Raw genomic sequence first — 23,180 nt, forward strand, 5'->3', positions numbered from 1 at the left:
GGTTTCTCATGCGTGCTTTTCTCGTGTTGTTGCACCGCTATATCGGTTTGGCGACGGCGGTCTTTTTGTTGCTGGCCGGACTGACGGGCAGCATTCTGGCGTTCAATCATGAGCTGGACGAGTGGTTGAATCCGCAATTTTATGCGGCGTCTGCAGTGGGCGAGCGATTGCCTCCCGGTGATTTGGTTGGCGCTGTACAGAAGGCACATCCGACGCTGCAAGTCTGGTACATGGAGTATCCAGACGAGGTCGGCCATACGGCGTTGCTGGCCGCAGTTGCGCGCAATAACCCGGCGACCGGCAAGCCATACGATGAGCGCAATCAGGTGTTCTATCTGGATCCGGTGAACGCCGAGCAGAAGGGTCAGCGCTATTGGGGCGAATGCTGTTTTCAACGGGAGAATCTCATCCCGTTCATTCTCGAGTTCCACTACAACCTGACGTTGCCAGGCAATTGGGGATTGTGGTTGATGGGCTTGGTGGCGGTTGCCTGGGTGATCGATTGTTTCGTTGCCCTCTGGCTGACGTTGCCGCGGGGAAAGCCATTCTGGAAGAAGTGGTCGACTGCCTGGAAAGTAAAGGGCGGACACGCTTATCGGCTCAACTTCGATCTGCACCGCGCCGGGGGATTATGGCTGTGGTTGTTGCTGCTGCCGATCGCAGTCAGCAGCGTGGCCATGAACTTGCCGAGCCAGGTGTTCAAGCCTGCAGTGTCGTTATTTTCGTCGATAGAGCCGAGCGTCTACGAGGCGCGAGGACGAATGCCCGTAGATGAACTGGGCGCGACGCAGTTCAGTTATCAACAGGCATACGAAAGGGCGTTGCAAGAAGGAAAAAGGCTAGGGCTGACAGCACCGATTGGTGAACTGTATTACAGCTTTGAATACAACTTTTACGGTGCCGGATTCGGGCAACATGACACCGAAGCGCATGGCAAATCCTGGCTGTTCTTTCATGGTACTGACGGTCGATTGTTAGGGCAGGAGATAGCGGGACAGGGAACGTTGGGCGAGCAGTTCTACCGATTGCAACTTCCGATACATGGCGGACGGATTTTCGGGGTTACCGGGCAAATCATCATCGCAGTGTTAGGCGTCATGATTGCAGGCTTGTCGGTCACCGGCGTCTATATCTGGTGGCGCAAATGGCAGGCTCGACGCATCAGTAAGGCACGCCGCCCCGTTTGATCATTGAGTTTCCGGGTTGCGGAAAAGACAAAACCCCAATTGCTTTCGCAATTGGGGTTTCGGAATTGAATCTTGACGATGACCTACTCTCACATGGGGAAACCCCACACTACCATCGGCGATACATCGTTTCACTGCTGAGTTCGGGATGGGATCAGGTGGTTCCAATGTTCTATGGTCGTCAAGAAATTCTTTATCTGGCCCGTCAACACGGTAACAAGCCAGCAAAAACAGGAACTTCTACTAAAACAAAACCCCAACTGCTTTCGCAATTGGGGTTTCGGAATTTAATCTTGACGATGACCTACTCTCACATGGGGAAACCCCACACTACCATCGGCGATGCATCGTTTCACTGCTGAGTTCGGGATGGGATCAGGTGGTTCCAACGCTCTATGGTCGTCAAGAAATTCGGGTACTGACTCGTGACCAGATGGCCTCGCTTCAGCAAATTGGGTATGTGACAGCTGTCGGTGTTTTGTGAACATCGAACTTTCGGTTCGTTTCGTCTTCACACACCGCAATCTGGTCTGTTCGACGCAAATTGCTTGGGTGTTATATGGTCAAGCCTCACGGGCAATTAGTATTGGTTAGCTCAACGCCTCACAGCGCTTACACACCCAACCTATCAACGTCGTAGTCTTCGACGGCCCTTCAGGGAACTCAAGGTTCCAGTGAGATCTCATCTTGAGGCAAGTTTCCCGCTTAGATGCTTTCAGCGGTTATCTTTCCCGAACATAGCTACCCGGCAATGCCACTGGCGTGACAACCGGAACACCAGAGGTTCGTCCACTCCGGTCCTCTCGTACTAGGAGCAGCCCCTCTCAAATCTCAAACGTCCACGGCAGATAGGGACCGAACTGTCTCACGACGTTCTAAACCCAGCTCGCGTACCACTTTAAATGGCGAACAGCCATACCCTTGGGACCGGCTTCAGCCCCAGGATGTGATGAGCCGACATCGAGGTGCCAAACACCGCCGTCGATATGAACTCTTGGGCGGTATCAGCCTGTTATCCCCGGAGTACCTTTTATCCGTTGAGCGATGGCCCTTCCATACAGAACCACCGGATCACTAAGACCTACTTTCGTACCTGCTCGACGTGTCTGTCTCGCAGTCAAGCGCGCTTTTGCCTTTATACTCTACGACCGATTTCCGACCGGTCTGAGCGCACCTTCGTACTCCTCCGTTACTCTTTAGGAGGAGACCGCCCCAGTCAAACTACCCACCATACACTGTCCTCGATCCGGATAACGGACCTGAGTTAGAACCTCAAAGTTGCCAGGGTGGTATTTCAAGGATGGCTCCACGCGAACTGGCGTCCACGCTTCAAAGCCTCCCACCTATCCTACACAAGCAAATTCAAAGTCCAGTGCAAAGCTATAGTAAAGGTTCACGGGGTCTTTCCGTCTAGCCGCGGATACACTGCATCTTCACAGCGATTTCAATTTCACTGAGTCTCGGGTGGAGACAGCGCCGCCATCGTTACGCCATTCGTGCAGGTCGGAACTTACCCGACAAGGAATTTCGCTACCTTAGGACCGTTATAGTTACGGCCGCCGTTTACCGGGGCTTCGATCAAGAGCTTCGCGTTAGCTAACCCCATCAATTAACCTTCCGGCACCGGGCAGGCGTCACACCCTATACGTCCACTTTCGTGTTTGCAGAGTGCTGTGTTTTTAATAAACAGTCGCAGCGGCCTGGTATCTTCGACCGGCATGAGCTTACGGAGCAAGTCCTTCACCCTCACCGGCGCACCTTCTCCCGAAGTTACGGTGCCATTTTGCCTAGTTCCTTCACCCGAGTTCTCTCAAGCGCCTTGGTATTCTCTACCCAACCACCTGTGTCGGTTTGGGGTACGGTTCCTGGTTACCTGAAGCTTAGAAGCTTTTCTTGGAAGCATGGCATCAACCACTTCGTCACCCAAAGGGTAACTCGTCATCAGCTCTCGGCCTTAAGATCCCGGATTTACCTAAGATCTCAGCCTACCACCTTAAACTTGGACAACCAACGCCAAGCTGGCCTAGCCTTCTCCGTCCCTCCATCGCAATAACCAGAAGTACAGGAATATTAACCTGTTTTCCATCGACTACGCTTTTCAGCCTCGCCTTAGGGACCGACTAACCCTGCGTCGATTAACGTTGCGCAGGAAACCTTGGTCTTTCGGCGTGGGTGTTTTTCACACCCATTGTCGTTACTCATGTCAGCATTCGCACTTCTGATACCTCCAGCAAGCTTCTCAACTCACCTTCACAGGCTTACAGAACGCTCCTCTACCGCATCATCCTAAGATGATACCCGTAGCTTCGGTGTATGGTTTGAGCCCCGTTACATCTTCCGCGCAGGCCGACTCGACTAGTGAGCTATTACGCTTTCTTTAAAGGGTGGCTGCTTCTAAGCCAACCTCCTAGCTGTCTAAGCCTTCCCACATCGTTTCCCACTTAACCATAACTTTGGGACCTTAGCTGACGGTCTGGGTTGTTTCCCTTTTCACGACGGACGTTAGCACCCGCCGTGTGTCTCCCATGCTCGGCACTTGTAGGTATTCGGAGTTTGCATCGGTTTGGTAAGTCGGGATGACCCCCTAGCCGAAACAGTGCTCTACCCCCTACAGTGATACATGAGGCGCTACCTAAATAGCTTTCGAGGAGAACCAGCTATCTCCGAGCTTGATTAGCCTTTCACTCCGATCCACAGGTCATCCGCTAACTTTTCAACGGTAGTCGGTTCGGTCCTCCAGTCAGTGTTACCTAACCTTCAACCTGCCCATGGATAGATCGCCCGGTTTCGGGTCTATTCCCAGCGACTAGACGCCCTATTAAGACTCGCTTTCGCTACGCCTCCCCTATTCGGTTAAGCTCGCCACTGAAAATAAGTCGCTGACCCATTATACAAAAGGTACGCAGTCACCCAACAAAGTGGGCTCCCACTGCTTGTACGCATACGGTTTCAGGATCTATTTCACTCCCCTCTCCGGGGTTCTTTTCGCCTTTCCCTCACGGTACTAGTTCACTATCGGTCAGTCAGTAGTATTTAGCCTTGGAGGATGGTCCCCCCATGTTCAGACAAAGTTTCTCGTGCTCCGTCCTACTCGATTTCATGACTAAGAGATTTTCGCGTACAGGGCTATCACCCACTATGGCCGCACTTTCCAGAGCGTTCCGCTAATCTCAAAGCCACTTAAGGGCTAGTCCCCGTTCGCTCGCCACTACTAAGGGAATCTCGGTTGATTTCTTTTCCTCAGGGTACTTAGATGTTTCAGTTCCCCTGGTTCGCCTCTTGCACCTATGTATTCAGTACAAGATAACCATCTTGTGATGGCTGGGTTCCCCCATTCAGACATCTCCGGATCAAAGTCTGTTTGCCGACTCCCCGAAGCTTTTCGCAGGCTACCACGTCTTTCATCGCCTCTGACTGCCAAGGCATCCACCGTATGCGCTTCTTCACTTGACCATATAACCCCAAGCAATCTGGTTATACTGTGAAGACGACATTCGCCGAAAATTCGAATTTCTCAATTAAGAGAACTCACAAATTTTACCTTAGCCTGATCCGTTACCAGTGAAAGTAACGTTCAGTCTATCTTTCTATCACATACCCAAATTTTTAAAGAACGATCTAATCAAAAGACTAGAAATCAATATTCTCTCGGAATATTCATTTCTAAGCTTTCAGAAGCAGTTTATATGGTGGAGCCAAGCGGGATCGAACCGCTGACCTCCTGCGTGCAAGGCAGGCGCTCTCCCAGCTGAGCTATGGCCCCATAACAAAATTGGTGGGTCTGGGCAGATTCGAACTGCCGACCTCACCCTTATCAGGGGTGCGCTCTAACCAACTGAGCTACAGACCCAATTTCGAGCGCGTAACTGTTAGCCTGGAGCTATCAGCTTGGAGCTTAAAGCTGCTTCTATCGTCTTCTTCAATGAATCAAGCAATTCGTGTGGGAGCTCATGGAGCAGCTGATGTCGTCGATTAAGGAGGTGATCCAGCCGCAGGTTCCCCTACGGCTACCTTGTTACGACTTCACCCCAGTCATGAATCACACCGTGGTAACCGTCCTCCCGAAGGTTAGACTAGCTACTTCTGGTGCAACCCACTCCCATGGTGTGACGGGCGGTGTGTACAAGGCCCGGGAACGTATTCACCGTGACATTCTGATTCACGATTACTAGCGATTCCGACTTCACGCAGTCGAGTTGCAGACTGCGATCCGGACTACGATCGGTTTTATGGGATTAGCTCCACCTCGCGGCTTGGCAACCCTTTGTACCGACCATTGTAGCACGTGTGTAGCCCAGGCCGTAAGGGCCATGATGACTTGACGTCATCCCCACCTTCCTCCGGTTTGTCACCGGCAGTCTCCTTAGAGTGCCCACCATAACGTGCTGGTAACTAAGGACAAGGGTTGCGCTCGTTACGGGACTTAACCCAACATCTCACGACACGAGCTGACGACAGCCATGCAGCACCTGTCTCAATGTTCCCGAAGGCACCAATCCATCTCTGGAAAGTTCATTGGATGTCAAGGCCTGGTAAGGTTCTTCGCGTTGCTTCGAATTAAACCACATGCTCCACCGCTTGTGCGGGCCCCCGTCAATTCATTTGAGTTTTAACCTTGCGGCCGTACTCCCCAGGCGGTCAACTTAATGCGTTAGCTGCGCCACTAAGAGCTCAAGGCTCCCAACGGCTAGTTGACATCGTTTACGGCGTGGACTACCAGGGTATCTAATCCTGTTTGCTCCCCACGCTTTCGCACCTCAGTGTCAGTATCAGTCCAGGTGGTCGCCTTCGCCACTGGTGTTCCTTCCTATATCTACGCATTTCACCGCTACACAGGAAATTCCACCACCCTCTACCATACTCTAGCTCGACAGTTTTGAATGCAGTTCCCAGGTTGAGCCCGGGGATTTCACATCCAACTTAACGAACCACCTACGCGCGCTTTACGCCCAGTAATTCCGATTAACGCTTGCACCCTCTGTATTACCGCGGCTGCTGGCACAGAGTTAGCCGGTGCTTATTCTGTCGGTAACGTCAAAATTGCAGAGTATTAATCTACAACCCTTCCTCCCAACTTAAAGTGCTTTACAATCCGAAGACCTTCTTCACACACGCGGCATGGCTGGATCAGGCTTTCGCCCATTGTCCAATATTCCCCACTGCTGCCTCCCGTAGGAGTCTGGACCGTGTCTCAGTTCCAGTGTGACTGATCATCCTCTCAGACCAGTTACGGATCGTCGCCTTGGTGAGCCATTACCTCACCAACTAGCTAATCCGACCTAGGCTCATCTGATAGCGCAAGGCCCGAAGGTCCCCTGCTTTCTCCCGTAGGACGTATGCGGTATTAGCGTTCCTTTCGAAACGTTGTCCCCCACTACCAGGCAGATTCCTAGGCATTACTCACCCGTCCGCCGCTGAATCCAGGAGCAAGCTCCCTTCATCCGCTCGACTTGCATGTGTTAGGCCTGCCGCCAGCGTTCAATCTGAGCCATGATCAAACTCTTCAGTTCAAACATCTTTGGGTTTTTAAGAAACCCTAAACTTGGCTCAGCAATCGTTGGTTACATCTTTGATTTCTCGCGGAGTAACTTGTGATGCTGATAATCTTGTTGACTATCAGTCTGACTCCACAAGCACCCACACGAATTGCTTGATTCAGTTGTTAAAGAGCGGTTGGTTAAGATCTTTCGTCTCAACCGAGGCGCGCATTCTACAGCAGCCTCATTTGCTGTCAAGTGATTATTTTCAGAAGCTTTCGAAGATTTCTTCAACAACTTCAACCACTTGCGCTTCCGATCTCTCGTCAGCGGGAGGCGAATTCTACAGCGTTACACGCTGCTGTCAACACCTCTTTTTCAACTCCCTTTCGAGCTTCGATGAACTGAAGCCACTTACCGCCGAAACCTACTTAACTCGTTGAATCTCAAGGAGTTTTCCGTTTCGACTGCGCCGGAAGTGGGGCGAATTATAGACATCTGAAATTCGCCGTCAACCGTTAATTTCGCTTTTTATTCAATTACTTGCAGACCGATCAAAAAACGATCAAAACCGATTCCTTCTATATAGAAGGAATCATCACAGCACTCCGGCCACCTTCAAATCAGCCACCGCACCCGCCCCCAGGCCCAGCACTCGCTGCAGCACTTCAAGCGTATGCTCGCCCAATAACGGTGGCGCGTGACGATATTCGACAGGCGTCTGCGACATACGGATAGGACTAGCCACCTGAGGCACCATCCCCGCCAATGCATGGGGTAACTCGATCGCCAGTCCGCGTGCCTTTACCTGCGGATCCTCAAACACTTGCGACAGATCATTGATCGGCCCGCAGGGCACGCCGGCTTGCTCAAGCTGAGCAACCCACTCGGCGGTAGTTTTGAACACGGTCGCTTGGCGAATCAATGGAATCAGCACCGCTCGGTTAGCCACGCGCAGTTTGTTGGTCGTAAAACGCGGATCATCTGCCCACTGCGGCTGCCCGGCCACGTCGGCAAACTTGCGGAACTGCCCGTCATTGCCGACGGTAAGAATGAAGTCGCCGTCAGCGGTAGGAAAATCCTGATAAGGCACGATATTCGGATGCGCGTTGCCCAGGCGCTTGGGCGCACTGCCCGTTGTCAGGTAGTTCATCGCCTGGTTCGCCAGACAAGCGACCTGAACATCCAGCAATGCCATGTCGATGTGCTGACCACCGCCGTCGTGATCCCGATGCGCCAGCGCCGCCAGAATCGCCACCGTCGAATACAGCCCGGTGAGAATGTCTGTCAGCGCCACACCGACTTTCACCGGCCCGGCGCCTTCATCCTCTTCAGGACGACCGGTCAGGCTCATCAGCCCGCCCAAGCCCTGAATCATGAAGTCGTAACCGGCGCGCCTGGCATAAGGGCCGGTCTGGCCAAACCCGGTGATCGAGCAGTAGATGAGGTTCGGATTGATCGCCCTCAACGACTCATAGTCAAGGCCATAGGCCGCCAGACCGCCGACCTTGAAGTTCTCGATCAGAATGTCGGACTTCGCCGCCAGCTCGCGTACCAGCTTTTGCCCCTCGGCACGGGTGAAATCGATGGTTACCGATTGTTTGTTGCGGTTGGCGGACAGGTAATAAGCCGCTTCCGACGTATTCTCGCCGTAGGCGTCCTTAAGGAACGGCGGCCCCCAGGCGCGCGTGTCGTCGCCATTGCCCGGACGCTCGACCTTGATCACCTCGGCGCCAAGGTCGGCGAGAATCTGCCCGGCCCACGGTCCGGCCAGCACTCGCGACAAATCCAGTACCCGCAGATGTGACAGCGCGCCCATGGTCGCTCTCCTTTAATAGAACGCCTGCAGGCCGGTTTGCGCACGCCCGAGGATCAGCGCGTGAACGTCATGAGTACCTTCATAGGTGTTCACCACTTCCAGGTTGACCAAGTGGCGAGCGACGCCGAACTCATCGGAGATTCCATTGCCGCCGAGCATGTCGCGAGCCATGCGAGCGATGTCCAGCGACTTGCCGCACGAATTGCGCTTCATGATCGAGGTGATCTCGACCGCCGCCGTGCCTTCATCCTTCATCCGCCCCAGACGCAGACAACCTTGCAGAGCCAGGGTGATCTCGGTCTGCATGTCGGCAAGCTTCTTCTGTACCAGCTGGGTTGCGGCCAATGGGCGACCGAATTGCTGGCGATCCATAGTGTACTGGCGAGCGGTGTGCCAGCAGAATTCGGCAGCCCCCAGAGCACCCCAGGAAATGCCATAACGCGCGGAGTTGAGGCAAGTGAACGGGCCTTTCAGACCGCGCACGTCCGGGAAGATGTTTTCTTCCGGCACAAACACGTTGTCCATGACGATCTCACCGGTGATCGATGCACGCAGCCCGACCTTGCCGTGAATCGCGGGAGCACTCAGGCCTTTCCAGCCTTTTTCCAGGACGAAGCCACGGATGTCGCCGGCATCGTCTTTCGCCCAGACCACGAACACGTCGGCGATCGGGCTGTTGGTGATCCACATTTTCGCGCCAGTCAGGCTGTAGCCGCCGTCGACTTTACGCGCACGGGTGATCATCGCGCCGGGATCAGAGCCATGGTTCGGCTCGGTCAGACCAAAGCAGCCGATCCATTCTCCGGACGCCAGTTTCGGCAGGTACTTCTGTTTCTGGGCTTCGGTACCGAATTCGTTGATCGGCACCATCACCAATGAGGACTGCACACTCATCATCGAACGGTAGCCGGAGTCGACACGCTCCACTTCACGAGCGATCAAGCCGTAGCTGACGTAGTTCAGGCCGCTGCCACCGTACTGCTCGGGAATGGTTGCGCCCAACAAACCCACTTCGCCCATTTCGCGGAAAATCGCCGGGTCGGTTTTTTCATGGCGGAAAGCTTCAAGGACACGCGGCGCGAGACTTTGCTGAGCGAACTGCTCGGCGGTGTCGCGGATCATGCGCTCTTCTTCGGTGAGCTGTTGATCCAGCAGCAGGGGATCGATCCAGTTGAAACTAGCTTTACCGCCCATGAGTGTGTCCTCGCAAATCGACTGAATTAACGTGGCAATGATCCTAGGCGTGGTTCGTCGTCCCGGCAAACGAGGATTTCGCATCCTGTTGTGCTAATTTCTCACTCCGAAACGTCGCGAACAGCCTTTTGTGCGACGTATTAGTGAGGTTGGCGTACATGCGCAGGAAGATACCCAGCACCGCGGCCCTGATCAGCTTCGAAGCAGCCGCTCGCCATGAGAGCTTTACCCGGGCTGCGGAAGAACTTTCCCTCACTCAAGGCGCCATTTGCCGACAGATCGCCAGCCTCGAGGACTTCCTCAGCGTCGAACTGTTCCGACGCTCGCGGCGCGGAGTAAAACTGACCGAGGCGGGGCTTTCCTACAGTCGTCGGGTCGCGACGCAACTCGATGCCGTCGAGCGTGACACCCTGTCGGTCATGGGGCAGCAAGGCGCCAATGTGATCGAACTGGCGGTAGTGCCGACGTTCGGCACGCAATGGCTGTTGCCGCGCTTGAAGGATTTTCAACACAAGCACCCGCAAGTCACGGTCAACCTGACCAACCGTACCCGTCCGTTCCTGTTTGCCGATACGCAATTCGATGCGGCGATCTACTTCGGCGATGCTGATTGGTCCGGCACTGAATCCCACAGACTGATGGGCGAGAATCCGATGCCAGTGTGCAGCCCCGACCTCCTCGGCAACCGAACACATCTGAGCGCTGATGCCATCGCCCAATTGCCGTTGCTGCAACAGACCACCCGCCCCTACGCCTGGCGTCAGTGGTTCAACTCGCAACAGCTGAATATTTCCCGCGACATGACAGGCCCACGCTACGAGCTATTCTCAATGCTCGCCCAAGCGGCTATGCACGACATGGGCATCGCGCTGATTCCACCCTTCCTGATTCAACGAGAGCTGGCGGAGAAACGTTTAGTGATCGCCAATCACCAGGCACTTTCCAGCATCAAGGCTTATTACCTGATGATTCCGGAGCGGAAGGTCGAATCGGCGTCACTTAAGGCATTTCGTGACTGGCTGTTACACCAAGCGCAGAGCTACAGCCTAGAAGAATAGCGGCTCCCAGCAATTGCTAACCCCGTAGTCAGGAAAATCAAAGCCCTACAGATATAAGTATTTGTCGCTATTTCAACGACTGTATCCGAAAGTCGTACAGACGTCCCACAAGCTCCGTAGGACGTGGCTTTGAGCCTTCATTGGCGACACATTGCTGCCTATTCACGTCACCTATCAGAAATTTTTCAATATTCAGCCAGAATCCTTGCAGGGCACGCCCTGCACGGGATTCAACTGGCCATCTGCGACATTCGGTCACGGGATGACTTGTAGTTAATTTTCCGTCACCCGTCATAATCCCTTGAAGGGCATAAAGTTCGCCTGCAAAATGCCGCGCCCCGCCCTGATTTGGCGGGATCGTGCTGATCGGCCGCCCCAGTCGCACCATCCGCAGTGCCTGGGTTTACTCAATAAGATCACGCAGGAGATTTGACGTGCACATTGGTGTTCCTCTCGAAACCCAGACCGGTGAAACACGGGTTGCTGCAACGCCGGAAACCATCAAGAAGCTGATCAGCCAAGGTCATAAGGTCACTGTGCAAAGCGGCGCCGGCATCAAAGCCAGCGTCGTCGACAGTGCCTATGAAGCGGCAGGCGCAACCATTGGCAGTGCCAATGATGCGTTTGGCGCCGAGCTGATTCTGAAAGTGGTCGCCCCGAGCGACGCCGAACTGACGCTGATCAAGCGTGGCACCGTGCTGGTTGGCATGCTCAACCCGTTCAACAACGAAACCATCGCCAAAATGGCCGAGTGCGGGATTACCGCATTCGCCCTGGAAGCGGCGCCGCGCACCTCACGCGCTCAGAGTCTCGATGTGTTGTCGTCGCAGGCGAACATTGCCGGCTACAAAGCGGTATTGCTGGCCGCTCACTACTATCCCCGCTTCATGCCGATGCTGATGACCGCTGCGGGCACCGTGAAAGCGGCGCGCGTGCTGATTCTCGGCGCTGGCGTGGCCGGGTTGCAGGCGATTGCCACGGCGAAACGTCTGGGTGCGGTGATCGAAGCGTCTGACGTGCGTCCGGCGGTAAAAGAGCAGATCGAATCCCTCGGCGCCAAGTTCGTTGACGTGCCTTACGAGACCGATGAAGAACGCGAATGCGCGGTCGGTGTCGGTGGTTATGCGCGGCCGATGCCGGCGAGCTGGATGCAGCGTCAGGCCCAGGCCGTGCATGAGCGCGCCAAACAAGCGGATATCGTCATCACCACCGCGCTGATTCCGGGCCGCAAGGCACCGACGCTGCTCAGCGCGGAAACCGTGGCGCAGATGAAACCGGGTTCGGTAGTCATCGATCTCGCCGCCGCTCAGGGTGGCAACTGCCCACTGACCGTGGCCGATCAGGTCGTGGTTGAGAACGGCGTGACCATTGTCGGCCCGACCAATCTCGCCGGTGAAGTGGCTGCCGACGCCTCGGCACTGTACGCGCGCAACCTGCTGGACTTCCTCAAGCTGGTGTTCACCAAGGAAGGCCAGTTCGACGTCAACCTCGAAGACGACATCGTCGCCGCGTGCCTGATGTGCCGCGACGGCCAAGTCATCCGCAAAAACGCCTAAGCAGGGATTCAGACGATGGAAGAGCTTATCTCCCCCGGTATCTACAACCTGATCATCTTCGTGCTGGCGATTTATGTCGGTTACCACGTGGTCTGGAACGTTACGCCTGCACTGCACACGCCGTTGATGGCAGTCACCAACGCGATCTCGGCGATCGTCATCGTCGGCGCCATGCTCGCCGCCGCACTGACCGTCACCCCGCTGGGCAAAACCATGGGCACGCTGGCCGTGGCACTGGCGGCGGTCAACGTCTTCGGTGGCTTCCTGGTCACCCGTCGCATGCTTGAGATGTTCAAGAAGAAAGCCCCTAAAGCAAAAGAAGAGGCGCCGAAGTAATGAGCATGAATCTCGTGACGACGCTCTACCTGATCGCGTCGATCTGCTTTATCCAGGCCCTCAAAGGCCTGTCGCACCCGACCACTTCGCGGCGCGGCAACCTGTTCGGCATGCTCGGCATGGCGCTGGCAATCATCACCACGGTTGGCCTCATCTATAAGTTGGGCGCTGAGCTTGCCACTGCCGGCATCGGTTACGTGATCGTCGGTTTGCTGGTCGGCGGTACCGCCGGTTCGATCATGGCCAAACGCGTTGAAATGACCAAGATGCCGGAACTGGTGGCGTTCATGCACAGCATGATCGGCCTCGCGGCGGTATTCATTGCGATTGCCGCCGTGGTTGAGCCGCAGTCGCTGGGTATCGTCAAACAGTTGGGCGACGCGATTCCGGCGGGCAACCGTCTGGAGCTGTTCCTCGGTGCAGCCATCGGTGCGATCACCTTCTCCGGTTCGGTGATCGCCTTCGGCAAGCTCTCGGGCAAATACAAGTTCCGCCTGTTTCAGGGCGCACCGGTACAGTTCGCCGGTCAGCACAAGCTCAACGCCGTGTTGGGTCTGGCGACGCTGGCACTCGGCCTGACCTTCATGTTCACGGGCAACCTCACCGCGTTCGCGCTGATGCTGGCACTGGCGTTCGTGATGGGCGTGCTGATCATCATCCCGATCGGCGGCGCCGACATGCCGGTGGTGGTGTCGATGCTCAACAGTTATTCGGGCTGGGCGGCGGCGGGTATCGGGTTTTCGCTGAACAACTCGATGCTGATCATTGCCGGTTCCCTGGTGGGTTCGAGCGGGGCGATCCTCTCTTACATCATGTGCAAGGCGATGAACCGCTCCTTCTTCAATGTACTGCTCGGCGGTTTTGGCAACACGGCGGATGCGGGCCCGGCCGGCGCCAAAGAAGCACGCCCGGTGAAATCCGGCTCGGCTGATGACGCCACTTTCCTGCTGACCAACGCCGATACCGTGATCATCGTTCCGGGCTATGGTCTGGCAGTAGCGCGGGCCCAGCATGCGCTGAAGGAGCTGACCGAGAAGCTGACTCACCGTGGCGTGACTGTGAAATACGCGATCCACCCGGTGGCCGGGCGGATGCCGGGGCATATGAACGTGCTGCTCGCCGAGGCCGAAGTGCCTTACGATCAGGTGTTCGAGATGGAGGACATTAACTCCGAGTTTGGTCAGGCCGACGTGGTACTGGTGCTCGGCGCGAACGACGTGGTCAACCCGGCCGCGAAGAACGATCCGAAATCGCCGATTGCCGGCATGCCGATTCTCGAGGCGTTCAAGGCCAAGACCATCATCGTCAACAAGCGCTCGATGGCCAGCGGCTACGCCGGTCTGGACAACGAACTGTTCTATCTGGACAAGACCATGATGGTTTTCGGCGATGCAAAGAAAGTCATCGAAGACATGGTCAAAGCGGTCGAGTAATCCACCGCTTCAATAGCGAACGCCCCGACTTGTCGGGGCGTTTTTGTTTGCGCGAAACACCGGACAATTTGCCGCGTTGTTGCAGATCCGGTAACGGTGTTTTACTTGAAACCCGCGAAATAGACGCCTCGTTTGCGACCTTGGTAGCGGGACAGGCGCCCGTCAAATTCACTAGACTGCGCATCCTGCTACTCGTTGCCCGAGATAATAATCCATGTACCGTGACCGTATTCGCCTGCCTTCGTTGTTGGATAAAGTGATGAGCGCTGCCGACGCCGCTGCTCTGATTGAGGACGGCATGACCGTCGGCATGAGCGGCTTCACCCGCGCCGGCGAAGCCAAGGCCGTTCCTCACGCACTGGCCGAGCGGGCCAAGGTCACGCCGCTGCAGATCACCTTGATGACCGGCGCCAGCCTGGGCAACGACCTCGACAAGCAACTGACCGAAGCCGGCGTGCTGTCGCGGCGCATGCCGTTCCAGGTCGACAGCACCTTGCGCAAGGCGATCAATGCCGGCCAGGTGATGTTCATCGATCAGCACCTGTCGGAAACCGTCGAGCAATTGCGCAATCAGCAACTGAAGCTGCCGGACATCGCGGTAATCGAAGCCGTGGCCATCACCGAACAGGGGCACATCGTGCCGACCACTTCGGTCGGCAACTCGGCGAGCTTCGCAATTTTCGCCAAACAAGTGATCGTTGAGATCAACCTGGCGCACAACGCCAACCTCGAAGGTCTGCACGACATCTATATCCCGACCTACCGTCCGACTCGCACGCCGATTCCACTGGTAAAGGTCGACGACCGCATCGGTAGCACGGCGATTCCGATCCCACCGGAGAAAATCGTCGCCATCGTCATCACCCAGCAGTCGGATTCGCCGTCGACGGTATCCACACCCGACGTTGATACCAACGCCATTGCTGAACACCTGATCACCTTCTTCAAACAGGAAGTCGACGCCGGTCGCATGACCAACAAGCTCGGCCCGCTGCAGGCCGGGATCGGTAATATCGCCAACGCGGTGATGTGCGGCCTGATCGACTCGCCTTTCGAAGATCTGACCATGTACTCCGAGGTGCTGCAGGACTCGACCTTCGACCTGATCGATGCTGGCAAGCTGAGCTTCGCCTCGGGCAGTTCGATTACCCTGTCAGAGCGCCGTAACAGCGATGTGTTCGGCAATCTGGAAAAGTACAAGGACAAGCTGATCCTGCGTCCGCAGGAGATCTCCAACCACCCGGAAGTGGTGCGGCGTCTGGGCATCATCGGTATCAACACGGCGCTGGAGTTCGATATCTACGGCAACGTCAACTCCACCCACGTCTGCGGCACACGGATGATGAACGGCATCGGCGGCTCCGGCGACTTCGCGCGTAACGCGCATCTGGCGGTGTTCGTGACCAAATCGATCGCCAAGGGCGGCGCGATTTCCAGCGTGGTGCCGATGGTCAGCCACGTCGATCACACCGAGCATGATGTCGACATTCTGGTCACCGAGATTGGCCTGGCGGATCTGCGCGGTCTTGCACCCCGTGAACGCGCGCGCGTGATCATCGATAACTGTGTGCACCCGGACTTCCGCCCGGCGCTGAACGATTATTTCACCGCCGCCTGTGCAATCGGCGGTCACACCCCGCACATCCTGCGTGAAGCCCTGAGCTGGCACATGAATCTGGAAGAAACCGGGCGCATGCTCGCGGTGTAATCACACAGATGCTCGCTGGTGCAAACACAGTTTGCGCCAGCCGACATTGGCAAACCCTCTGCAATTGTCAAAAACTGTACTGCTGTACTGGTTTTTTCCGACAGTAATCTCCTACACCACCCGTGCAATCGAGCCAAAACGCACCACATGAGTGCAGACAGGTACAGTTTGCTCGATTTTGACCCGTACACCCTCTATAAACAGTTAACTGGTCACTCACAATACAGTGCAACTGTATCTAGAGAGCCTAGGCAAACGAGAGGATCATGGGCACCAGTCAAACCACTACCTGATCCCGCCACAAGCGGAAGGATGTCAACCATGGAACGTACACTCAGTTCCGAACTGTTCTTCGAAGACAAAGCTGTAAACACCCAGGCTTCCCTGCCTCTGCGCGTTATCGCCAACCTGATGTTGTGGCAGCGCCGCATCTCCAGCCGCCATCAACTGGCTCGTCTGGATTCGCGTCTGCTGGCCGACGCCGGTATCAGCGAAGCACAACGCTACGAAGAGCTGAGCAAGCCGTTCTGGCGCTAAGCAGCGTCGCTGGCTCTGGTCGCCAAGACCCACCGCCAGCAACCCGAATTGAACAAGCAGAACCCGTCGTGGGAAACCACGACGGGTTTTGTCGTTTCAGCGCTCAAAAAACCTCCAGACGGATGTTTTCTGGTCGAACCAGTACAATTCTCAAAAACCTGATATTCAACGGTACAGTTACGCGTATCGATAGACGCAGCGGTGGCCATCACTGGGCGAATCCCGTGCGGCAGCCTAATATCCACACAGAACGTGGCGAACGTTAAGCATCTGGCGTCTGACTCCTCAGATACCGAGCCACCTCTCACTACGGTTTATCCAAAGGAGTTCTACATGACCCGTCTTCGTCTGCTCAGCGCCGCAGCCCTGCTGGCCGTAGCTGCCAACGCCAGCGCCACCAGCTTCATCGTGACCACCGACTCCCTCGTCGGTGCTCTCAAAGCGTCCTCGGACGCGACCTCCGACGTCACCTCTTCCTTCCGTGACGACAAGATCGTTCTCGCCGCTCGCGATGACGCGGCAAGCTTCGTTGCCAGCCAGGGCGATATCCGCGGGGTGAAACTGGAAAGCGCGCTGGATCACATCCGTCATCAGGCGCCGCAGCTGGAAGCGAGCGATGCGCAACTGGCCCAGGCCATCCTGACGCTGTAAACGCCTCAAGCATTGCGGGACACGCCAGCCGTGTCCCGATGTTTCAACGCTGGCTCTGGCCCGGGCTTTTGCGCTAGCCTTCAGGCTCGTTAACAGTTGTCGAGTCCCATGCGCTTTCTTTCCAATCCGCTCATCTGCTCTGCTTTTTTAACCGCCTGCTGGGCGACATCGGCCGGCGCCTTCGACGCGTTCAATGCCTCTACCCAAGGCACCGTTGTCAGCGCTTACGCGACCAGCATGGTGTCTTCCGCGCCGTTCGACCGTAAACTGCTGCTCGCCGCTCACGATGACGCGGCAGCCTTCGTTGCCAGTGATGGTGAATGGCGAGGCGCCCGGCTGGAATCCGCGCTGCATTACCTGCGCAAAAACCGGCCAAAACTTCATGCCAGCGACCTTGAACTGGCGGAAGCAATTCTCGTCCAATAGTTATCTTGTCCCTTTCGGAGTCGTTCCATGCGTAGCCCGCTGATTGCTGCCGCCCTTGGCCTGTTTTTGTTGGCCGACGTGGCTCAGGCGCAAACCCTGGTAGCCACCAGTAACATCATTGTCCGTGCCTCCCAGCGCACCATTGATTTCACCTCCGATACCACGACCTCGATTCGCGATTCTAAAATCATCCGCGAAGCCCATGACGACGCCGCCAGTTTCGTCGCCACCAACGGGAATATCCGTGGCGCGCACCTGGAAGCTGCCATCAACACCTTGCGCACGCGCGTGCCGGAAGCGCGCGACGCCAGTGATCAGGTGCTCGCTGAAGCCATCCTCGCACTGTGAAGTCCGTTGGCGCCTGGCTGCTGGCCGGGGCGTTGTTGCTGATCGGCAACAGCGCTCACGCCAGCCTGCAATTACGGCTCAAGACCGACGGTTTGAGCCCCGCCGAACAACAGGCCAGCCAGGCGCTGATCGATGAGGCCATGCACAAGTTGCCGCCGAGTTTCATCGAGCGGCTGGATCGGCGTATCGACGTTGGCTGGACCGACGACATGCCCGCCAACGCCTACGGCCAAGCCACGCTGGTGGCTGAGCTCGATCTGAATCGAAGACTGCTCTCCGGGCTGACGGACGGCAGCGCCGCCAAAGAAAAAACCAATCGCCCCCATGGCACTGTGCGTCAGGAACTGCTGGCCACTGTGCTGCATGAAATCACCCACATCTATGACCGCGCCCGCCTCTGGCCGGATGCCGAGCGCACGCTGATCCAGCGCTGCACCCGGCGCTTCGACAGTGCCGGGCTGATCGGCATCCCGGATGAGTGTCGCGGACAGAATGGCCGGCGCTTCACCCTAAGTGATGATCCGCGGCTGCTTGATCTGGCCGGCTGGCAGCAATACGTCGGCCGCCGGGGGGAGCGCGAGCAACATAACCGGCAGATCGCCCGCAGCCCTGATCTCTACGAAGTATCGAGCCCCAAGGAATTCGTCGCGGTCAACATGGAGTATTTCCTCCTCGACTCGAGTTACGCCTGCCGCCGACCGGCGCTGTACCGCTATTACCGCGACCACTTCGGCTGGGCGCCGGAGGCCAAAGACACCTGCAGCAAAACCTTCGCCTTTCTCAATGCCGGCAACGACTTTGCCAAGCAACCGTTGGGGCAGGTCGATCCGGAACGGGTTTACGCCGTCGATTACCTGCTGGCCGAGGCCAATCAGAACTGGGTCAGCCGCTGGGGCCACAGTATGTTGCGTCTGGTCATCTGTGCACCGGGCCGCCCGCGCGGGCCGGATTGCCGCCTCGATCTGGACCAGCATCTGGTGCTGTCGTACCGCGCCTTCGTCGGCGACGTGCAACTGTCGAGCTGGGACGGACTGGTCGGCAAATACCCGTCGCGGCTGTTCGTATTGCCTCTGGCACAAGTGATCGACGAATACACCAAGACCGAATTGCGCAGCCTTGCTTCGGTGCCGCTGAAGCTGTCCCGTAAGGAAATCGAAGGCGTGGTCGAACACGCCGCCGAAATGCACTGGAGCTACGACGGGAACTACTTCTTCCTGTCCAACAACTGCGCGGTTGAAGGCCTGAAGTTGCTGCGCAGTGGCAGTAACAACGCGCAACTGGTCGGTCTCGACAGCATCATGCCCAACGGTTTGCTGGAAGTGCTCAAGGGCCGAGATCTGGCTGATACCAGCGTACTCGATGATCCGAAAGAGGCGTTGCGCCTGGGCTATCGTTTCGACTCGTTCCGTGACCGCTACCAGGCCATGTTCGACGTGTTGAAGAAGCAGTTGCCGATCAAACAGAACACCGTTGAAGAATGGCTATCGCTGTCCGCCGAAAAGCGTCGCGAGTGGTTCGAGCGTGCCGACTTGCGCACCAGTGCGGCGTTGCTGCTGCTCGAACAGGCGAGTTTCCGTCGTCAGTTGTTGCTGGCGCAGGACGAGGTCAAGCAGCGTTACCTCGGCGCCCGCGAGCTGGAAAACGGCGGCATGGACAAGGCCAACGCTACCCTGCAGGAAATTCTCGCCAACAGCGGCTTCCTCAGTCGGCCGGCGGAATTGCTCGATGCCAAGGGTTACGGCCTGCCGCAGCCGAGCGAGTTCGGCCAGCTCGAAGCGGAAAGCAGTCAGCGGCAGAAAAAGCTGCTGGCCCTCTCTGGCGATCTGGATACGGAGGTGCGCAAGTTGCTGGAGCCCAAGCGCGCCGCGGAAATCGCCGCCAGCGAAGCCAACGTAAAGCAGATCGGCGAGCATCTGCGCAAACTGCACAAGGCTTCGGGCGGGCTTGAACTGCCCTGAAAACAAAAAGGCTTCAGAACACTGTTCTGAAGCCTTTTTTATAAAGTCATCGCTTGCGCTGATCTTGCGCGTCAGACACGAGCCTTGCGCACACCTTCGGACAGCGCAGCGCACAGGCTCAACACACCGTCGACAGCCTGCGCAGGCGTATCGGCACTGGCGATGTGATCAATCAGCGCCGACCCCACCACCACACCATCGGCCAGCCGCGCGATCGCCGCTGCCTGCTCCGGCGTACGGATACCGAAACCGATGCTGATCGGCAAGTCGGTGTGGCGACGCAGACGGACCACAGCTTCCTCGACGTGCTCCAGCGTCGCCGCGCCAGCACCGGTCACACCCGCGACCGACACGTAATAGACAAAACCGGAACTGCCATTGAGGACCTTCGGCAGACGCGCATCGTCGGTGGTCGGCGTGGTCAGACGAATGAAGTCCAGACCGGCGGCCTGAGCCGGGTCGCACAGTTCAGCGTTGTGCTCAGGCGGCATGTCGACCACGATCAGGCCGTCGACACCGGCATCTTTGGCTTCGGCAATGAAGCGCTCGACGCCAAACTTGTGGATCGGGTTGAAATAGCCCATCAGCACCAGCGGCGTGTCGCTGTTGCCTTCGCGAAATTCACGAACCATTTGCAGGGTTTTCGCCAGATTCTGCTGGGCGCCCAAGGCACGAATGTTGGCCAGCTGAATCGCCGGTCCATCGGCCATCGGGTCAGTGAACGGCATGCCCAGCTCGATCACATCGGCCCCCGCGCCGGGCAAGCCTTTGAGGATCGCCAGCGAAGTGTCGTAATCAGGATCACCGGCCGTGACGAAGGTCACCAGCGCGGCGCGATTCTGTTCCTTGAGGGCGGCAAAACGGGTTTGCAGGCGGCTCATCAGTGTTTCTCCTGCTTGGAAGTTTCCATGTGGTGCATGACGGTCTGCATGTCCTTGTCGCCGCGACCCGACAGGTTGACCACCATCAGGTGATCCTTTGGCAGTTTCGGTGCGCGTTTGAATACTTCAGCCAGAGCGTGTGCGCTTTCCAGCGCAGGAATGATCCCTTCCAGACGGCAGCACTTATGGAACGCCTCAAGGGCTTCGTCGTCGGTGACCGAGGTGTACTGGACGCGGCCAATGTCATGCAACCAGGCGTGTTCCGGGCCGATGCCTGGGTAGTCGAGGCCGGCGGAAATCGAGTGCGCGTCGATGATCTGGCCATCGTCGTCCTGCAGCAGGAAGGTCCGGTTGCCATGCAATACACCCGGAACGCCGCCATTGAGGCTCGCCGCGTGCTTGCCGGTCTCAATGCCGTAACCTGCGGCTTCAACGCCGATGATCTCGACGCTTTTGTCGTCGAGGAACGGGTGGAACAGGCCCATGGCGTTGGAGCCACCACCAATGCACGCCACAAGGCTGTCCGGAAGACGACCTTCCTGGGCCTGCAATTGATCGCGGGTTTCCTTACCGATCACCGCCTGGAAATCCCGAACCATCGCCGGATACGGGTGCGGGCCGGCCACGGTGCCGATCAGGTAGAAAGTGCTGTCGACGTTGGTCACCCAGTCACGCAAGGCTTCGTTCATCGCATCTTTCAGCGTGCCGGTGCCGGCAACCACCGGAATCACTTCAGCGCCGAGCAGTTTCATGCGGAACACGTTGGCCTGCTGACGTTCGATGTCAGTGGTGCCCATGTAGATCACGCAATCCAGACCGAAACGTGCAGCAACAGTGGCGGTTGCCACGCCGTGCATGCCAGCGCCGGTTTCGGCGATGATGCGTTTTTTGCCCATGCGCCGCGCCAGCAGGATCTGGCCGATGCAGTTGTTGATCTTGTGCGCGCCGGTATGGTTCAGCTCTTCGCGCTTGAGGTAGATCTTGGCGCCGCCGCAGAACTCGGTCAGGCGTTCGGCGTAATACAGCGGGCTCGGACGTCCGACATAGTCACGCTGGAAGTAGGCCAATTGCTCTTTGAACGCAGGATCTTCCTTGGCCGCTTCGTATTCGCGCGCCAGATCGAGGATCAGCGGCATCAGGGTTTCGGCGACATAGCGGCCACCGAACGCACCGAACAGGCCGTTATCGTCCGGGCCGTTGCGCAGGTTGGAAGTGTGCGAAGTCTGGGTCATGGTGTGCTCCAGGTGAATTCGGGTCAAAAGACAATGACCACCACTCTACCCCTGACCTTCTACGCTGAAAACCGATAAGATCGCCGCAACCTGTCAGGAAAACTCACAGATACCATGAGCCAGGATCTTCCTCCCCTGAATGCCTTGCGCGCATTCGAAGCGACTGCCCGATTGAACAGCGTCAGCCAAGCCGCCGAACAGTTGCACGTGACTCACGGTGCGGTCAGCCGGCAACTGAAAGTGCTTGAAGAACACCTGGGCGTGAGTCTGTTCGTCAAGGATGGGCGCGGCTTGAAACTCACAGATGCCGGCGTGCGGCTGCGTGATGCCAGTGGCGAGGCGTTCGATCGTTTGCGCAGCGTGTGTGCGGAACTGAGCCAAAGCAGCGTCGATGCGCCGTTTGTGCTGGGTTGCTCGGGGAGCTTGCTGGCGCGCTGGTTCATTCCACGCTTGGGACGATTGAACGCCGATCTGCCGGATTTGCGTCTGCATTTGTCTGCCGGTGAGGGCGACCTCGATCCGCGCCGTCCGGGGCTGGACGCGTTACTGGTGTTCGCCGAGCCACCGTGGCCGGCCGACATGCAGGTCTACGAACTGGCCGCCGAGCGCATCGGGCCGGTGATGAGCCCGCTGTTTGTCGGTTATCAAGCCTTGCAGGCCGCGCCCGCTCAAGCGCTGCTCGACCAACCCTTGCTGCATACCACCTCGCGTCCACAAGCGTGGCCAAGCTGGGCGCAGCAGAACGACCTCGACACCAAAGCGCTGAAGCTCGGGCAAGGTTTCGAGCATTTGTATTATCTGCTGGAGGCTGCGGTGGCGGGGCTTGGCGTGGCAATCGCGCCGGAGCCGCTGGTGACAGAGGACTTGAAGGCCGGTCGCCTGGTTGCGCCCTGGGGCTTTTGCGAAACCCCGGCGCAACTGGCGTTGTGGCTACCCAAGCGCGCCGCTGACGGACGCGCTCGGCAACTGGCGCAGTGGTTGAAAAACGAACTGCGCCAGACCGATCACTCGCCGCGCTTGAACAGAAAATAAGCGGCAAGCAGGCCGATGGCACCGACTGCAACGCCGGCCGTGGTCCATGGGTGTTCCTGGGCGTAATCGCGAGTGGCAATGCCGGTTTCGCGGGTTTTCACTTTGACTTCTTCGTAAGCATCGCTGAGCAGGTGACGCGAGTGTTTCAGCGCACTTTCAGCATTGCTTTTCAACGCCTTGAGGGTCTTGCGCGACTCGTCCGAAGCATCGTCTTTAAGGCTTTCCAACGATTTGAGCAGACTCTCGATTTCCGCTTCCATGCTTTGCAACGAGGCTTTGCGTAACGAGGTGTTGGCCATGGTGGCTCTCCTGCATTGGTGATGAGTGGCGTGTGTTGGTTGGGACTT

The 23,180-nt window shown here is 57.2% G+C and carries 17 protein-coding genes, 2 tRNA genes and 4 rRNA genes; 12 read left to right on the forward strand and 11 right to left on the reverse strand.

Annotated features, from left to right (window positions below):
• The first annotated feature begins 8 nt into the window (after positions 1-8).
• Positions 9-1,187 (forward strand): PepSY-associated TM helix domain-containing protein, encoded by a 1,179-nt coding sequence (locus BLU24_RS00440; RefSeq protein WP_093096092.1) that lies wholly within the window; start codon positions 9-11, stop codon positions 1,185-1,187.
• 70 nt (positions 1,188-1,257) lie between these two features.
• Here the strand turns inward: BLU24_RS00440 and rrf (BLU24_RS00445) are convergent.
• From rrf (BLU24_RS00445) to BLU24_RS00485, 8 genes are all read right to left on the reverse strand, one after another.
• A 5S ribosomal RNA gene (gene rrf / locus BLU24_RS00445) occupies positions 1,258-1,373 on the reverse strand.
• A gap of 105 nt (positions 1,374-1,478) precedes the next feature.
• A 5S ribosomal RNA gene (gene rrf, locus BLU24_RS00450) occupies positions 1,479-1,594 on the reverse strand.
• Between the two features lie 152 nt (positions 1,595-1,746).
• A 23S ribosomal RNA gene (locus BLU24_RS00455) occupies positions 1,747-4,640 on the reverse strand.
• 234 nt (positions 4,641-4,874) lie between these two features.
• Positions 4,875-4,950: transfer RNA gene (locus BLU24_RS00460), tRNA-Ala, on the reverse strand.
• 10 nt (positions 4,951-4,960) lie between these two features.
• Positions 4,961-5,037: transfer RNA gene (locus BLU24_RS00465), tRNA-Ile, on the reverse strand.
• Positions 5,038-5,160: 123 nt separating this feature from the next.
• Positions 5,161-6,697, reverse strand: a 16S ribosomal RNA gene (locus tag BLU24_RS00470).
• Together the 16S, 23S and 5S rRNA genes with 2 tRNA genes alongside form the textbook arrangement of a ribosomal RNA operon.
• Before the next feature lie 565 nt (positions 6,698-7,262).
• Positions 7,263-8,483 (reverse strand): CaiB/BaiF CoA transferase family protein, encoded by a 1,221-nt coding sequence (locus tag BLU24_RS00480; protein ID WP_093096096.1) that lies wholly within the window; start codon positions 8,481-8,483, stop codon positions 7,263-7,265.
• A gap of 12 nt (positions 8,484-8,495) precedes the next feature.
• Entirely contained in the window at positions 8,496-9,677 is a 1,182-nt protein-coding gene (locus tag BLU24_RS00485) for an acyl-CoA dehydrogenase (protein ID WP_090288050.1), read from the reverse strand.
• A gap of 158 nt (positions 9,678-9,835) precedes the next feature.
• Between BLU24_RS00485 and BLU24_RS00490 the strand changes: the two genes are divergently transcribed.
• The 10 genes from BLU24_RS00490 to BLU24_RS00535 all read left to right on the forward strand — a co-directional run bounded on the left by BLU24_RS00490 (position 9,836) and on the right by BLU24_RS00535 (position 19,688).
• A complete protein-coding gene (locus tag BLU24_RS00490) occupies positions 9,836-10,735 on the forward strand; it encodes a LysR family transcriptional regulator (protein ID WP_093096100.1) in 900 nt (299 codons plus the stop codon).
• 434 nt (positions 10,736-11,169) lie between these two features.
• Complete coding sequence (locus BLU24_RS00495; RefSeq protein WP_093096105.1) at positions 11,170-12,291, forward strand: Re/Si-specific NAD(P)(+) transhydrogenase subunit alpha; 1,122 nt, start codon at positions 11,170-11,172, stop codon at positions 12,289-12,291.
• Between the two features lie 15 nt (positions 12,292-12,306).
• Positions 12,307-12,627: an NAD(P) transhydrogenase subunit alpha gene (locus tag BLU24_RS00500; protein WP_003220416.1), complete on the forward strand. Its 321-nt coding sequence runs from the start codon at positions 12,307-12,309 to the stop codon at positions 12,625-12,627.
• Positions 12,627-14,060 carry an NAD(P)(+) transhydrogenase (Re/Si-specific) subunit beta gene (locus tag BLU24_RS00505; protein ID WP_093096108.1) on the forward strand — a complete coding sequence of 478 codons (1,434 nt, stop codon included), beginning with the start codon at positions 12,627-12,629 and terminating at the stop codon, positions 14,058-14,060. The genes BLU24_RS00500 and BLU24_RS00505 overlap by 1 nt, the downstream gene beginning before the upstream one ends.
• 214 nt (positions 14,061-14,274) lie before the next feature.
• On the forward strand, positions 14,275-15,768 hold the full coding sequence (locus BLU24_RS00510) for an acetyl-CoA hydrolase/transferase family protein (protein WP_093096112.1): 1,494 nt from the start codon (positions 14,275-14,277) through the stop codon (positions 15,766-15,768).
• 321 nt (positions 15,769-16,089) lie between these two features.
• Entirely contained in the window at positions 16,090-16,305 is a 216-nt protein-coding gene (locus tag BLU24_RS00515; RefSeq protein ID WP_007911656.1) for a DUF1127 domain-containing protein, read from the forward strand.
• 333 nt (positions 16,306-16,638) lie between these two features.
• The gene (locus BLU24_RS00520) at positions 16,639-16,956 is read left to right on the forward strand and encodes a DUF2388 domain-containing protein (RefSeq protein ID WP_093096118.1); all 318 of its coding nucleotides are present in this window, start codon (positions 16,639-16,641) and stop codon (positions 16,954-16,956) included.
• A gap of 108 nt (positions 16,957-17,064) precedes the next feature.
• A complete protein-coding gene (locus BLU24_RS00525; RefSeq protein WP_090288037.1) occupies positions 17,065-17,382 on the forward strand; it encodes a DUF2388 domain-containing protein in 318 nt (105 codons plus the stop codon).
• A gap of 27 nt (positions 17,383-17,409) precedes the next feature.
• Complete coding sequence (locus tag BLU24_RS00530) at positions 17,410-17,730, forward strand: DUF2388 domain-containing protein (protein ID WP_093096124.1); 321 nt, start codon at positions 17,410-17,412, stop codon at positions 17,728-17,730.
• Positions 17,727-19,688 (forward strand): DUF7844 domain-containing protein, encoded by a 1,962-nt coding sequence (locus BLU24_RS00535; protein WP_093096128.1) that lies wholly within the window; start codon positions 17,727-17,729, stop codon positions 19,686-19,688. Before BLU24_RS00530 ends, BLU24_RS00535 begins: the two co-directional genes overlap by 4 nt.
• Before the next feature lie 71 nt (positions 19,689-19,759).
• Here BLU24_RS00535 and trpA read toward each other — a convergent pair whose 3' ends face one another.
• Together trpA and trpB are read right to left on the reverse strand one after the other, a co-directional pair.
• Positions 19,760-20,569: a tryptophan synthase subunit alpha gene (gene trpA / locus BLU24_RS00540; protein ID WP_093096132.1), complete on the reverse strand. Its 810-nt coding sequence runs from the start codon at positions 20,567-20,569 to the stop codon at positions 19,760-19,762.
• Positions 20,569-21,801, reverse strand: a complete 1,233-nt coding sequence (gene trpB / locus BLU24_RS00545; protein WP_093096139.1) for a tryptophan synthase subunit beta — start codon at positions 21,799-21,801, stop codon at positions 20,569-20,571. The genes trpA and trpB overlap by 1 nt, the downstream gene beginning before the upstream one ends.
• Before the next feature lie 114 nt (positions 21,802-21,915).
• On the opposite strand from trpB, the gene BLU24_RS00550 reads away from it, so the two are divergent.
• Entirely contained in the window at positions 21,916-22,833 is a 918-nt protein-coding gene (locus BLU24_RS00550; RefSeq protein WP_093096146.1) for a LysR family transcriptional regulator, read from the forward strand.
• Here the strand turns inward: BLU24_RS00550 and BLU24_RS00555 are convergent.
• A complete protein-coding gene (locus BLU24_RS00555) occupies positions 22,806-23,132 on the reverse strand; it encodes a DUF883 family protein (protein WP_039757078.1) in 327 nt (108 codons plus the stop codon). The two genes, BLU24_RS00550 and BLU24_RS00555, sit on opposite strands and share 28 nt — an antisense overlap.
• Between the last annotated feature and the right edge of the window lie 48 nt (positions 23,133-23,180).

The organism is Pseudomonas sp. Z003-0.4C(8344-21), assembly GCF_900104975.1.
Lineage (GTDB): Bacteria > Pseudomonadota > Gammaproteobacteria > Pseudomonadales > Pseudomonadaceae > Aquipseudomonas > Aquipseudomonas granadensis.

Coding starts and splice junctions, on each gene's coding strand:
- BLU24_RS00505 (WP_093096108.1), top strand. CDS start 12,627: ATGAGCATGAATCTCGTGACGACGCTCTACCTGATCGCGTCGATCTGC.
- BLU24_RS00510 (WP_093096112.1), top strand. CDS start 14,275: ATGTACCGTGACCGTATTCGCCTGCCTTCGTTGTTGGATAAAGTGATG.
- BLU24_RS00515 (WP_007911656.1), top strand. CDS start 16,090: ATGGAACGTACACTCAGTTCCGAACTGTTCTTCGAAGACAAAGCTGTA.
- BLU24_RS00555 (WP_039757078.1), bottom strand. CDS start 23,132: ATGGCCAACACCTCGTTACGCAAAGCCTCGTTGCAAAGCATGGAAGCG.
- BLU24_RS00530 (WP_093096124.1), top strand. CDS start 17,410: ATGCGTAGCCCGCTGATTGCTGCCGCCCTTGGCCTGTTTTTGTTGGCC.
- BLU24_RS00480 (WP_093096096.1), bottom strand. CDS start 8,483: ATGGGCGCGCTGTCACATCTGCGGGTACTGGATTTGTCGCGAGTGCTG.
- BLU24_RS00440 (WP_093096092.1), top strand. CDS start 9: ATGCGTGCTTTTCTCGTGTTGTTGCACCGCTATATCGGTTTGGCGACG.
- BLU24_RS00520 (WP_093096118.1), top strand. CDS start 16,639: ATGACCCGTCTTCGTCTGCTCAGCGCCGCAGCCCTGCTGGCCGTAGCT.
- BLU24_RS00525 (WP_090288037.1), top strand. CDS start 17,065: ATGCGCTTTCTTTCCAATCCGCTCATCTGCTCTGCTTTTTTAACCGCC.
- BLU24_RS00485 (WP_090288050.1), bottom strand. CDS start 9,677: ATGGGCGGTAAAGCTAGTTTCAACTGGATCGATCCCCTGCTGCTGGAT.
- BLU24_RS00550 (WP_093096146.1), top strand. CDS start 21,916: ATGAGCCAGGATCTTCCTCCCCTGAATGCCTTGCGCGCATTCGAAGCG.
- BLU24_RS00490 (WP_093096100.1), top strand. CDS start 9,836: ATGCGCAGGAAGATACCCAGCACCGCGGCCCTGATCAGCTTCGAAGCA.
- trpA (WP_093096132.1), bottom strand. CDS start 20,569: ATGAGCCGCCTGCAAACCCGTTTTGCCGCCCTCAAGGAACAGAATCGC.
- trpB (WP_093096139.1), bottom strand. CDS start 21,801: ATGACCCAGACTTCGCACACTTCCAACCTGCGCAACGGCCCGGACGAT.
- BLU24_RS00500 (WP_003220416.1), top strand. CDS start 12,307: ATGGAAGAGCTTATCTCCCCCGGTATCTACAACCTGATCATCTTCGTG.